Source organism: Streptomyces sp. NPDC054863, assembly GCF_053610825.1.
Genome location: NZ_JBSGZD010000226.1, coordinates 1 through 12,964, shown reverse-complemented (window position 1 = coordinate 12,964; position 12,964 = coordinate 1). Strand labels below are relative to the sequence as shown.

General features: G+C 71.0%; 8 protein-coding genes and 1 pseudogene. 4 read left to right on the top strand and 5 right to left on the bottom strand.

The annotated features are described in order from the left end of the window. Positions 1-33: 33 nt before the first annotated feature. From pyk to pta, 3 genes are all read right to left on the bottom strand, one after another. Positions 34-1,467: a pyruvate kinase gene (pyk, locus tag ACWGIG_RS29130; protein ID WP_453324667.1), complete on the bottom strand. Its 1,434-nt coding sequence runs from the start codon at positions 1,465-1,467 to the stop codon at positions 34-36. An 84-nt stretch (positions 1,468-1,551) separates the two neighbouring features. After that, a complete protein-coding gene (locus ACWGIG_RS29125; RefSeq protein WP_453324666.1) occupies positions 1,552-2,787 on the bottom strand; it encodes an acetate kinase in 1,236 nt (411 codons plus the stop codon). Positions 2,788-2,878: 91 nt separating this feature from the next. Then, positions 2,879-4,957, bottom strand: a complete 2,079-nt coding sequence (gene pta, locus ACWGIG_RS29120; protein WP_453324665.1) for a phosphate acetyltransferase — start codon at positions 4,955-4,957, stop codon at positions 2,879-2,881. Positions 4,958-5,252: 295 nt separating this feature from the next. On the opposite strand from pta, the gene ACWGIG_RS29115 reads away from it, so the two are divergent. Further along, the gene (locus ACWGIG_RS29115) at positions 5,253-6,278 is read left to right on the top strand and encodes an ATP-dependent 6-phosphofructokinase (RefSeq protein ID WP_453324664.1); all 1,026 of its coding nucleotides are present in this window, start codon (positions 5,253-5,255) and stop codon (positions 6,276-6,278) included. 344 nt (positions 6,279-6,622) lie between these two features. Continuing rightward, positions 6,623-7,750 (top strand): ricin-type beta-trefoil lectin domain protein, encoded by a 1,128-nt coding sequence (locus ACWGIG_RS29110; protein ID WP_453324663.1) that lies wholly within the window; start codon positions 6,623-6,625, stop codon positions 7,748-7,750. Positions 7,751-7,929: 179 nt separating this feature from the next. On the opposite strand, the gene ACWGIG_RS29105 is transcribed toward ACWGIG_RS29110, so the two are convergent. Beyond that, the gene (locus tag ACWGIG_RS29105) at positions 7,930-8,625 is read right to left on the bottom strand and encodes a helix-turn-helix domain-containing protein (protein ID WP_453324662.1); all 696 of its coding nucleotides are present in this window, start codon (positions 8,623-8,625) and stop codon (positions 7,930-7,932) included. Between the two features lie 298 nt (positions 8,626-8,923). On the opposite strand from ACWGIG_RS29105, the gene ACWGIG_RS29100 reads away from it, so the two are divergent. Further along, positions 8,924-10,225: a cation:dicarboxylate symporter family transporter gene (locus tag ACWGIG_RS29100; RefSeq protein ID WP_453324668.1), complete on the top strand. Its 1,302-nt coding sequence runs from the start codon at positions 8,924-8,926 to the stop codon at positions 10,223-10,225. A gap of 267 nt (positions 10,226-10,492) precedes the next feature. Here ACWGIG_RS29100 and ACWGIG_RS29095 read toward each other — a convergent pair whose 3' ends face one another. Further along, positions 10,493-11,149 carry a TetR/AcrR family transcriptional regulator gene (locus ACWGIG_RS29095; protein ID WP_453324661.1) on the bottom strand — a complete coding sequence of 219 codons (657 nt, stop codon included), beginning with the start codon at positions 11,147-11,149 and terminating at the stop codon, positions 10,493-10,495. Positions 11,150-11,258: 109 nt separating this feature from the next. Between ACWGIG_RS29095 and ACWGIG_RS29090 the strand changes: the two are divergent. After that, a pseudogene (locus ACWGIG_RS29090) lies at positions 11,259-12,935 on the top strand (MFS transporter). The last annotated feature ends 29 nt before the right edge of the window (positions 12,936-12,964 follow it).

Below are 12,964 nucleotides of genomic sequence, written 5' to 3'. Positions count from 1 at the left end.
CTCCGGGCCCGCCCCGTGTGCGACCGGCTGCCGTCAGGCGGTGGCCGCTTCGCCGCCCAGGTGGTGCACCCGGACCATGTTCGTGGTGCCGGGGATGCCGGGGGGCGAACCGGCGGTGATGACCATGGTGTCGCCGTTGTTGTAGCGCTGGAGCTTCAGCAGCTCGGCGTCGACCAGGTCGACCATCGCGTCCGTGTTGTCGACGTGGGGGACCACGAAGGACTCGACGCCCCAGCTCAGCGCGAGCTGGTTGCGGGTGGCCTCGTCCGTGGTGAAGGCCAGGATCGGCTGGGCCGCGCGGTAGCGGGACAGCCGGCGGGCCGTGTCGCCGGACTGGGTGAAGGCGACCAGCGCCTTGCCGTCCAGGAAGTCGGCGATCTCGGCCGCCGCACGGGCGACGGAACCGCCCTGGGTGCGCGGCTTCTTGCCGGGGACCAGCGGCTGGAGACCCTTGGAGAGCAGCTCCTCCTCGGCCGCGACGACGATCTTCGACATCGTCTTGACGGTCTCGATCGGGTACGCACCGACCGAGGACTCCGCGGACAGCATGACCGCGTCCGCACCGTCGAGGATCGCGTTGGCGACGTCGGACGCCTCCGCGCGCGTCGGGCGGGAGTTGGTGATCATCGACTCCATCATCTGGGTCGCCACGATCACCGGCTTGGCGTTGCGGCGGCACAGCTCGATGAGGCGCTTCTGCACCATCGGGACCTTTTCGAGCGGGTACTCGACGGCCAGGTCGCCACGGGCCACCATCACGCCGTCGAAGGCCGCGACGATGCCCTCCATGTGCTCGACGGCCTGCGGCTTCTCCACCTTGGCGATGACGGGGACCCGGCGGCCCTCCTCGTCCATCACCTTGTGGACGTCCTTGACGTCGTCGGCGTCGCGGACGAAGGACAGGGCGACCAGGTCGCAGCCCATCCGCAGCGCGAAGCGGAGGTCGTCGACGTCCTTCTCCGAGAGGGCCGGGACGTTGACCGCCGCGCCGGGCAGGTTGATGCCCTTGTGGTCGGAGATGACACCGCCCTCGATGACGATCGTCTTCACCCGGGGGCCCTCGACCGAGACGACCTTCAGCTCGACGTTGCCGTCGTTGATGAGGATCGGGTCGCCCTTCTGGACGTCGCCCGGCAGGCCCTTGTACGTGGTGCCGCAGATGGACTTGTCGCCCCGGACGTCCTCGGCGGTGATGGTGAACTCGTCGCCGCGGACGAGCTCGACGGGGCCTTCGGCGAACTTCGCCAGGCGGATCTTCGGACCCTGGAGGTCGGCGAGCACGCCCACCGCACGGCCCGTCTCGGCGGCGGCCTTGCGGACGCGGTCGTAACGGCCCTGGTGCTCCTCGTGGGTGCCGTGGCTGAAGTTGAATCGGGCCACGCTCATGCCGGCTTCGATCAGAGCGACGAGCTGCTCGTGGGAGTCGACGGCGGGGCCAAGGGTGCAGACGATTTTGGAACGGCGCATAAGGCGGATCCTATCGGTTTGTTTCGCTGTGGAATATTCCGTCTGGTGGAATGTACAAATGGGCGCGGTGGTGCTCAGACGCGCTCAGTTGCCGGTGTTGTCGACGGCTGCGACCAGGTCGTACACCTGGTTCGCGATTTCCAGTTCTTCGTCGGTCGGTACAACGGCGACGGCTACCCGCGCGTACTCCGGAGAAATGATCCGGGCTTCGTCGGAACGTACGGAATTGAGGCCCGCGTCCACGGCGAGACCCAGTTCCGCGAGGCCCGCCACGGCCGCCTCGCGCACCGGTGCGGCATTCTCGCCGACGCCCGCGGTGAAGGCGACCGCGTCCACCCGGCCGAGTACGGCGGAGTAGGCGCCGATGTACTTCTTCAACCGGTGGATGTAGATCTCGAAGGCGAGTTCGGCCTGCTTGTCGCCCTCGTCGATACGGCGGCGGATTTCCCGCATGTCGTTCTCGCCGCAGAGACCGACCAGGCCGCTCTTCTTGTTGAGGAGCGTGTCGATTTCATCCGTCGACATTCCGGCCACCCGCTCCAGATGGAAGATCACCGCCGGATCGAGATCACCCGAACGCGTGCCCATGACCAGGCCTTCCAGCGGGGTCAGCCCCATGGAGGTGTCCACGCAGCGCCCGCCCCGGACGGCGGACGCGGAGGCTCCGTTGCCGAGGTGCAGCACGATGACGTTGACCTCGGAGGGGGCCTTGCCCAGCAGCTGCGCCGTCTTGCGGGACACGTACGCGTGCGACGTGCCGTGGAAGCCGTAGCGGCGGATGCGGTGCGCGTCGGCGGTCTCGACGTCGATCGCGTAGCGGGCCGCGTACTCCGGCATCGTCGTGTGGAACGCGGTGTCGAAGACGGCGACCTGGGGGAGGTCGGGGCGCAGTGCCCGGGCCGTCCTGATCCCCGTGATGTTGGCCGGGTTGTGCAGGGGTGCGACCGGGACCAGGCGCTCGATCTCCGCCAGCACCTCGTCCGTGACGACGGTGGGGGCGGAGAACTTCAGGCCGCCGTGGACCACCCGGTGCCCGATCGCGGCCAGCTCGGGGGAGTCCAGGCCGAGACCGTCCGCCGCCAGTTCGAGCGCGACGGCCTGGAGCGCCTCGTCGTGGTCCGCGAACCGGATCTCGCGTATGCGCTTCTTGCCCGCGCCCTCGCCGAGCAGCGGCGTGTGGACCAGCGCGGAGGAGTTCTCGCCGATCCTCTCGACCAGGCCCATGGCCAGCCGGGAGCGGTCGCTCATGTCGATGAGCTGGTACTTCAGCGACGAGGAGCCGGAGTTGAGGACGAGGATGCGGGTGGGAGCAGTGGTCACAGCGGTGCCTTCTCGTACGGGTGCGGTGTCGTGCGGAGCGGGGGCTGGGCAGGAGCGGTCCCGGTGCCCGAGGAGGGCCGGGCAGTGGGTGTCATGCCGGTTCGCCCTGGGCCTGGATCGCGGTGATGGCGACCGTGTTGACGATGTCCTGGACGAGTGCGCCGCGCGACAGGTCGTTGACCGGCTTGCGCAGGCCCTGGAGGACCGGGCCGACGGCCACGGCGCCGGCCGAGCGCTGCACGGCCTTGTAGGTGTTGTTGCCGGTGTTGAGGTCCGGGAAGATCAACACGCTTGCCTGGCCCGCGACTTCGGAGCCCGGGAGCTTGGTCGCGGCCACCGACGGCTCGACGGCCGCGTCGTACTGGATCGGGCCCTCGACGAGCAGGTCCGGGCGCGAGGAGCGGACGAGAGCGGTCGCCTCGCGCACCTTGTCGACGTCCGCGCCGGCGCCCGAGGTGCCCGTGGAGTACGACAGCATCGCCATCCGCGGCTCCACGCCGAACTGGGCTGCGGTCCCGGCCGACTGGATCGCGATGTCCGCGAGCTGCACGGCGTCCGGGTCCGGATTGACCGCGCAGTCGCCGTACACCAGGACCTTGTCGGCGAGGCACATGAAGAAGACCGAAGAGACGATCTTGGCGTCGGGCTTGGTCTTGATGATCTCGAAGGCGGGCCGGATGGTCGCGGCGGTGGAGTGGACGGAGCCGGACACCATGCCGTCGGCGAGGCCCTCCTGGACCATCAGCGTGCCGAAGTAGTTCACGTCGGCGACCACGTCGTGCGCCAGCTCCACGGTGACGCCCTTGTGGGCCCGCAGCTGGGAGTACCGCTCGGCGAAGGACTGCCGCAGCTCGGAGGTCTGCGGGTCGATGAGCTGGGTGTTCGCGAGGTCGATGCCCAGGTCGGCGGCCTTCTTGCGGATGACGTCCACGTCACCGAGCAGCGTGAGGTCGCAGACGTCGCGGCGCAGCAGCACGTCGGCGGCGCGGAGCACCCGCTCCTCGGTGCCCTCGGGGAGTACGACGCGGCGGCGGTCCGAGCGGGCCTGCTCGATCAGCTCGTGCTCGAACATCATCGGCGTCACGCGCCCGCTGCGGGCCACCGACATCCGGTCGAGCAGATCGGCGGTGTCGACATGTCGCTCGAAGAGGCCGAGGGCGGTCTCCGCCTTGCGCGGGGTGGCCGCGTTGAGCTTGCCCTCCAGGGCGAACAGCTCTCCGGCGGTCGGGAAGGAACCTCCGGCCACCGAGACCACCGGGGTGCCGGGCGCCAGCCGTGACGCCAGGGTCAGGATCTCCTTGCCGGGCCGCTCGTCCAGCGTCAGCAGTACGCCCGCGATGGGCGGCGTACCGGCGCTGTGCGCGGCCAGCGAGCCCACGACCAGGTCGGAGCGGTCGCCGGGGGTGACGACCAGGCAGCCGGGGGTCAGGGCGTTGAGGAAGTTGGGCAGCATCGCGCCGCCGAAGACGAAGTCCAGGGCGTCGCGCGCGAGCCCCGCGTCGTCGCCGAGCAGAACCGTTCCCCCCAGCGCCTGGGTGATCTGCGCGACCGTCGGGGCGGCGAGCGCCGGCTCGTCAGGGAGTACGTACGCGGGGACCGGCAGCCGGCTGTCGTTGAGGTGCTCGGCTATCTCGGCCCGGTCGAGCGGGGCGACCCGGTTCACGACCAGCGCGAGGACGTGGCAGCCCAGGCTCTCGTACGCGCGATGGGCGTTGCGGGCCTCGGCGCGCACCGATTCGGCGGTCTGCTTCCGGCCGCCGACCACGGGTATCACGGACGCCCCGAACTCGTTGGCCAGGCGGGCGTTCATCGACAGCTCGTCGGGGAACTGGGTGTCCGCGAAGTCCGTGCCGAGCACGAGGACGACCTCGTAGTCCCTGGCCACCTTGTGGAAGCGGTCGACGAGCTGGGAGACCAGCTCGTCGGTGCCCTTCTCGGCCTGCAGGGCGGACGCCTCGCGGTAGTCCATGCCGTACACCGTCGCCGGGTCCTGGGACAGCCGGTAGCGGGCACGGAGCAGGTCGAAGAGGCGGTCGGGGCCGTCGTGCACCAGTGGGCGGAAGACACCCACGCGGTCCACCTGGCGGGTCAGGAGCTCCATGACTCCCAGCTCGACGACCTGGCGGCCGTCCCCCCGGTCGATGCCGGTCACGTACACGCTGCGCGTCACGCGTGCTCTCCGTCTCGTCGTCGTAGGTCTCAAGGTCGGTAACTGAGCTAACAGAGGTACTGAGGTAAGCGATCGGCGAGCAACTGTGCCGATTTTGTGCGGTTAGGGCGGTCTTGCACCCTTGACAATACCTTTGTGGCTGGATATGGCGCCCGCCGGAAGGAGTCCCGTGAGCAGGGCACAAAGACCCCTGTCCCGCTTGTCCAGGAGTATCCGAAAGCGCGCGGTGCATTCCGGCCGTGGAACAATTGGAACCTGGCTCACAAGTACCACCAAGAGCAGGAGACACAGCACGATGCGTATCGGAGTTCTCACCGCAGGCGGCGACTGTCCTGGGCTGAACGCAGTGATCCGGTCGGTCGTGCACCGTGCCGTCGCCGGACACAACGACGAGGTCATCGGGTTCGAGGACGGCTTCAAGGGCCTCCTCGACGGTCACTACCGCCCCCTCGACCTCAACGCGGTCAGCGGCATCCTGCCGCGCGGCGGCACCATCCTCGGCTCGGCCCGTCTGGAGCGCGCCCGGCTCCGCGAGGCCGCCGAGAACTGCGCGGAGCTGACCGCCAAGTACGGCATGGACGCTCTCATCCCGATCGGCGGGGAGGGCACCCTGACCGCCGCCCGCATGCTGTCGGACGCGGGCATGCCCGTCGTCGGCGTCCCGAAGACCATCGACAACGACATCAACGGCACCGACCGCACCTTCGGCTTCGACACCGCCGTCGGCGTCGCCACCGAGGCCATAGACCGGCTGAAGACGACCGCCGAGTCGCACCAGCGCGTCATGGTCGTCGAGGTCATGGGCCGGCACGCGGGCTGGATCGCCCTGGAGTCCGGCATGGCGGGCGGCGCCCACGGCATCTGCCTGCCCGAGCGGCCCTTCGAGGTCGACTCGCTGGTCAAGATGGTCGAGGAGCGGTTCGCGCGCGGCAAGAAGTTCGCCGTCGTCTGCGTGGCGGAAGGCGCCCGTCCGGCCGAGGGCACCATGCCGTACGAGAAGGGCGTCATCGACCAGTTCGGCCACGAGCGCTTCACCGGCATCGGCACCCGGCTGGCCGTCGAGCTGGAGGGCAGGCTCGGCAAGGAGGCCCGCCCGGTCATCCTCGGCCACGTCCAGCGCGGCGGCACGCCCACCGCGTACGACCGCGTCCTGGCGACCCGCTTCGGCTGGCACGCGGTGGAGGCGGCGCACGCGGGACACTTCGGCAAGATGACCGCGCTGCGCGGCACGAGCATCGAGATGGTGCCGCTCGCCGAGGGCGTCACCGAGCTGAAGACGGTCCCGGAGGCGCGGATGTACGAGGCCGAGTCGGTCTTCTGACCGCCGGCCCTCGGCCGCGGGCGTACGAACCTCCGGCCGCGGGCGTACGAGCGTCCGGCCGCGGGCGTTCGAACCTCCGGCCGCAGACGCACGAGCCCCCGTCCGCGGGCGTTCGAACCTCCTGTCACGAGCGTACGGACAGAACGGCCCCGATCGTCTCCCCTGTGGACGACCGGGGCCGTTGTGCGTGTCCTGCCGGAGGCGTGTTCCGGCCGGAGTCGGCGGTTCCCACTCTTGAGTTGCGCGGCCGGATCAACAAGGCTTCAGCCTGTCCGGGACATGTCCCAACTCCCTTTCCGCTGCCGTCCGGACGCAGGTCGGGTGAGGTGACAGGAGGCGTCCGCATGCCGGAGCCCGATCCGTGCGCGGTGCGCACGGCCGCCGAGTTCGTCGAGGGACTGCACGCGCTCAAGGAGTGGTCGGGTCTCACGTACCGCGAACTCACCGCCCGCGCCGACGCGACCGGCGACGTCCTGCCGCGCAGCACGGTCGCGAACATGCTGGCGCGCACAACGGTGCCGCGCGAGGAACTGGTGGCCGCCTACGCACGGGCGTGCGGATGCGGCCCGACGGTGGTGGAGGAGTGGCTGGCGGTACGGAAGGAACTCGCGGTACGCGGCGAGCGGGTGGCGGTGGTGGCGGTACCGGGGGAGACGCCGGAACCGGCGGGCGGCGCGGCGTCGGAGGAGGTACCGCAGGAGGTACCGGAGGCGGCCCAGGAGGAGACACCGCAAGAGGCACCGGAGGCGGCACCCGAGCCCTCGTCCGTGCGTGCGGACCCGGCCCCCGAGCCCTCGTCGGCGCGTGCGCACCCGGCACCCGCCCTCGCGCCAGTGGCCGAAGTCCCGTCCCCGCCGGGCGGAAAGGCCCCCGTCGGCGGGCCGGAAGCCTCGACTCCGCGGCGGATTTCCCGGACCAAGGTCCTTAACGTCGCGCTCGCCCTGACGGTGGTCGCGGCGACGGTGGTCTGGCTGACCCGCGACACGGATCCGCAGCCCCGGACGCTCGATGCGGTGACCGCGCCCGGTGCCGGTGAACGGACGCTGCGCGCGGTGCACTCCGGGCTCTGCCTGGGGGAGCGGAACGGCGTCACGAGCGGCAAGGTCCACCAAGCGCCCTGCGAGGGACTCATCCCCCAGTACTCGCTGGTCAGGATGGGGGAGGAGGACTGGCGGATCGCCTCGTACCACCCCGAGTTCGAGGGCGGCTGCATGGGCGTGCACTGGGGGAAGCGCGAGAAGGGAGCCTGGGTGGAGGACGACGAGTGCGCGAACCGCGACCCGGCGGCGGAGACGTTCCGCTTCGAGCCGGTCGGCAGCCCGGTCAAGGGCTACCGGATCCGCCCGCAGCACACCCGGATGTGCCTCACGGTGCCGGGAGCCTCCCGTGCCGAGTGGACCGCGCTGGAACAGCGGCCGTGCGAGGACGACGCGGCGGGCCAGCTGTTCCGCTTCGACCCACCGGGCACGTGACGCGGCTGCTGCCGGGCGGGCTCGACGGGCGCTGCCTGGCGGGTCCAGCGGGTGCTGTCGGGCGGGCTCGACGGGTGTGACCGGGCGGGTCCGGCGGGTGCCGCCTGGCGGGCGCGACGGGCGCTGCCGGGACGGCCTCCAGCGGCTCCCGTGGCTGGCGCAGGCCCTCGGCCCGCTCCCTAGCGCAGGCCCTCGGCCCGCTCCCAGAAGTGCCCCAGGATCCCCTCCAGGAACTCCCGCCCCGCCTCCCCGTCCCCCGCGTTCCCGGCGCCGCCCCACCCCAGCGTCGCCACCATCCGCGACTGGTAGTCGGCGTGCAGCCGCAGGAGTACGTTCTCCAGCGCGGCACGCGGCAGCGGGAGCAGCTTGACCAGCGGTCGTACGTACGCCTGCCAGCGGGTCGTCACCGCATTCCGCAGCAGCTCGGCCAGCTCCTCGTCACGGCCGGCCGCGGTGATGAACAGGGCGGGGGTCAGGCCGAGTTCCGAGACGAGCGCGGCGGTCTGCCGGTCGGTGCCGCGCCACCGGCCCGCCTCCTCCATCCGTACGTACGCGTCGACGCCGAGCCCGACCCGCCGGGCCAGGTCCGCGGCGTTGAGACCGCGCGCCGTGCGGTGCTCGCGCAAGGTGCGCGCGGCGTGCAGGAGTTCGGCGGGAGCGCACCACAGCACACCGGCCAGCGCGGTCACCTCGCGGGCGGTGGGGGTGCGCAGCCCGCGCTCCCAGGCGACCACCAGCTCCGGGCCGGCCTCCAGTCCGTACTGTGCGCGCAGCCCGTACGCGACATGGCCGGGGTCCATCCCGAGCGCCTCGCGCAGGCGACGGGCGGCGGGTGCGTCGAAGGGCGGGGCGTCGGACGGCGGGGTGAGATGCACGGGCACACGGTAGGACGGGACGGGCGCGTTGGCTACGGTGCGTTCCGCCCGGATCACAGCTCGTAGGAAGGTCCAGAGGTGCCCGAGGGGGAATCTGTGAACTCTACGACCGGAAGGGTGTGTGGGCGCCCAGGGTGGTGCATAGTCGCCGGGACCCACCCCGACGTGGGCTTATCGGTGAGAACGAGGAGGGCTTCCAGTGGCCGGAACGGGAACGGAAGCGGGATCGGCAGCAGGCGCGGAACCAGGTTCGGCGCCGAGGAGACGTGACCGGACCCACTACCTCTACCCGGCGGTCGTGGTCGCCGTCGTCCTCGGTATCACCGTCGGGCTGATCTGGCCGGAGGTCGGCAAGGACCTGAAGCCGATCGGTGACGGCTTCGTCAACCTGATCAAGATGCTGATCTCGCCGATCATCTTCTGCACGATCGTGCTGGGCATCGGCTCGGTCCGCAAGGCCGCCAAGGTCGGTGCGGTGGGCGGGCTCGCGCTCGGTTACTTCATGGTGATGTCGACGGTGGCGCTCGGCATCGGGCTGGTGGTCGGCAACCTGATCCACCCGGGCACCGACCTCGACCTGGACGCGCACAAGGACGCGGGCGCCAAGCAGGCGGCGGGCGCGAGCGAGGGCCTGGGCGACTTCCTGCTGGGCATCGTCCCGAAGACCCTCGTCTCGGCGTTCACCGAAGGCTCGGTGCTCCAGACCCTCTTCGTCGCCCTGCTGGTGGGCTTCGCGCTCCAGGCGATGGGCCGGGCGGGAGAGCCGGTGCTGCGCGGCATCGGGCACATCCAGCGGCTGGTGTTCCGGATCCTCGCGATGGTCATGTGGGTGGCGCCGCTGGGCGCGTTCGGAGCGATCTCGGCCGTGGTCGGGGCGACCGGCATCGACGCGCTCAAGGCGCTCGGGATCATCATGGTCGCCTTCTACGTCACCTGTGCGCTCTTCGTGGTCGTGGTCCTGGGGACGATCCTCAAGCTGGTCGCGGGAGTGAACCTCTTCCAGCTGCTGAAGTACCTGGCGCGCGAGTTCCTCCTGATCGTCTCATCCTCCTCGTCGGAGACGGCGCTGCCGCGGCTGATCGCGAAGATGGAACACCTGGGCGTCAGCAAGCCCGTCGTCGGCATCACGGTCCCGACCGGGTACTCCTTCAACCTGGACGGCACGGCGATCTACCTGACGATGGCCTCCCTGTTCATCGCGAACGCCATGGGCGACCCGCTGCAGCTCGGCGAGCAGATCGCCCTCCTCGGCTTCATGATCATCGCCTCGAAGGGTGCGGCGGGGGTCACCGGCGCGGGACTCGCCACGCTGGCCGGCGGACTCCAGTCCCACCGCCCGGAACTGGTCGACGGAGTCGGCCTGATCGTCGGAATCGACCGCTTCATGAGCGAGGCCAGGGCTCTGACGAACTTCGCGGGCAACGCGGTGGCGACGGTGCTGGTGGGCACGTGGACGAAGGAGATCGACAAGGAACGGGTGGAGCTGGTGCTGTCCGGCAAGCTGCCGTTCGACGAGCGGATGCTGGAGGAGGGCGACGGCCACGACCCCGACCCCGTCCCGGCACCGAGGGACGAGGCGGCACCGGTGGAGTCGCGCTGACCCCAGCCGGTCCGGGCACATCCAGCCCGTCCGGCGTTTGAGGACGCGCGGCGCAGCCGTGCACCGGGCGCAGCCCGGGACGCCTGCCCCCACCGGCGCGGGGTGTGCGGTCGCGGTAGGGGGCGAGCTCCGCGTGAGGATCGCCCCCTTGCCCCCCGTCCCGCCCGGGGGGCAGGCATCTAGGGGCGCGGGGAACTGCGCGACCAGCCACAACGCACCCGCACGGCGCCCACCCGCCGGCCGGCACCCGCACGGCGCCCCCGTCGGCTACCCTCCCGCCCGCACCCGCCCCAGCAGCTCCTCCATGTCCTCCACCCCGACCCCCGCCGAAAGCAACGCCGTCGTCGCCGCCGCGCGGCCCGCGTCCGCCGTGGACAGCAGACCCTCGTTCACGGCCTCCATGAGCCCGAAGAGCGTCTGCTCATGGACGTACGCCAGCGCCGCAGCCGGTACCGGTGACCGGAACACCCCCTGCGACTGCCCCAGCCGCAGCAGCGCCACGCAGTCCTCCCGCACCGGCGTCAGCCGCTGCTTGATGCCCTCCATCGTCACGCTCCGCTGCGCCAGCGCGACCAGCAGCCGGTAGCGGTCCGCGATGTGCCAGACCGCGAGCATCGCCCGCGCGAGCGCCTCCGCCGGGTCGTCCACCCCGGCGCGACTCGCCGCGTGCGCCTCGATGACCGCCTCCGCCGCGCCGTCGACGAGCGCGGCGACCAGTGCCTCCCGGTTCGGGAAGTGCCCGTACACGGTGCGCCGTACGACCCCCGCCGCCCGCGCGATCTGATCCATGCTCGCGTCCGGGTCGCGCAGCAGCTCCGCCAGCGCGACGTCCATGATGCGGCGGCGGTTCGCGTCCGCCCTCGCCGAGCTGCCCGTACCCGCACCCGCACCCGCACCTGAACCTGCACCCGTACCCGTGGTCATGGATCCATTTTGCACACGGCTGTGCATTCCGCTAACTTGCACATAGCTGTGTAGTTGCACACTGCTGTGCAAGCAGGAATCGTCAGATGATGGCAAAGAGGTGGAAACCGTGCGACTGGTCGCGACCCAGCCGGTGGAGAAGATGGACCGGCCCTATCCGAGGCGCTGGTGGGCCCTGCTGGTCCTCTGCCTCAGTCTGCTGATCATCGTGATGGCGAACACCGCCCTCACCGTCGCCGCCCCCGACATGACCAAGGACCTCGGCCTGAACAGCGCCGACCTCTAGTGGGTCGTCGACGGCTACACCGTCCCGTACGCCGCGCTGATGCTGCTCCTCGGCGCGATCGGCGACAAGTACAGCCGCCGCGGCGCCCTCGTCCTCGGACTGCTGGTGTTCGGCGGAGGCTCCATAGCCGGCTCGCTCGTCGACAGCGCCGACGGCGTCATCGCCGCCCGCGCCGTGATGGGCGTCGGCGCCGCGATGATCATGCCCGCCACGCTCTCCCTCCTCGCCGCGACCTTCCCGCGCGCCGAACGCGCCAAGGCGATCGTGCTCTGGACCGCCACCGCGGGACTCGCCATCGCCGCGGGCCCGCTCGTCGCCGGTGCGCTGCTCGAAGACCACGGCTGGTCCTCGACCTTCCTGATCAACGTGCCCGTCGCCGCCCTCGCGATCGTCGGCGCCCTCGTGCTCGTACCGCCGTCCAAGGCCTCCGCCCACGGCCGGATCGACTACGTCGGCGGACTCCTCTCCGTCGTCTGGGTCGCCGCCCTCATCTTCGCGATCATCGAGGGCCCGCACTTCGGCTGGGACGGCAAGGCGATCGGCGCCGCCGTCGTCGCAGGGGTCGGCCTGCTCCTCTTCGTCCTCTGGGAGCTGCGCCACCCGCGCCCCGTCCTGGACGTGCGCCGCTTCCTCGACCGCGGCTTCGCGGGCTCCAACCTCGCCGTCGCGCTCTTCTTCCTGGCCGTCTTCGGCGCGTTCTACTTCCTCACCCAGCACCTCCAGTTCGTGCTCGGCTTCAACGCCCTGGAGACGGGTGTACGGATGCTGCCGCTGGCCGGAGCGGTCTTCGTCGGCTCCGCGCTGACCGGTTTCCTCACCCCGCGCCTCGGCATGAAGGTCACCGTCACGGCCGGCATGGTCGGCGGAACGGTCGCGCTCGCCCTGCTCACCCGGGTCGACGCCGCGTCCACCTACGGCGACTTCGTCCTGCCGCTCGTCATCCTCGGACTCGCCATCGGCCTGGCGCTCTCGCCCTGCACCGACGCGATCATGGGCGCCTTCCCCGAGTCCGAACTCGGCGTCGGCGGCGCCGTCAACGACACCTCCCTGGAGCTGGGCGGCTCGCTCGGCATCGCCGTACTCGGCTCCGTGCTCGCCGGTTCGTACTCCTCGCACCTGGCCGACGGTACGAGCGGTTCGAAGCTTCCCGCGTCGGCACTCGACACCGCACAGGACTCGGTCGGCGCCGGCTACGCGGTCGCCCAGGGCATCGGCGACAAGGCCCACGCACTGGCGGGCCAGGCGGCGAAGGCTGCCACCCCCGAACAGGCCGCCCAGCTCAAGGGCCAGGCGGGCCAACTCGCCCAGGGCGCCAAGGACATGGCGGAAGCCGTCGGCTCCGCCTTCTCCGACGCGGTCGCGCACACCAGCCTGATCGGCGCGGTGGTGCTCGGCGCGGGCACGGTCCTGGTCGCGGTGCTGCTGCCGCGCGGGAACAAGGGCGCGGACGGGGCGGAAGAGGCCGCTCCGGAAAAGGAGTTGGCGGGCGCGTCCCGCTGACGTCCCGCTGACGGCGCTCCTGCCGGGTC

Excerpts from the sequence above, each read along its gene's own strand:
- ACWGIG_RS29115 (WP_453324664.1), top strand. The coding sequence starts at position 5,253 with ATGCGTATCGGAGTTCTCACCGCAGGCGGCGACTGTCCTGGGCTGAAC.
- ACWGIG_RS29110 (WP_453324663.1), top strand. The coding sequence starts at position 6,623 with ATGCCGGAGCCCGATCCGTGCGCGGTGCGCACGGCCGCCGAGTTCGTC.
- pyk (WP_453324667.1), bottom strand. The coding sequence starts at position 1,467 with ATGCGCCGTTCCAAAATCGTCTGCACCCTTGGCCCCGCCGTCGACTCC.
- ACWGIG_RS29095 (WP_453324661.1), bottom strand. The coding sequence starts at position 11,149 with ATGACCACGGGTACGGGTGCAGGTTCAGGTGCGGGTGCGGGTGCGGGT.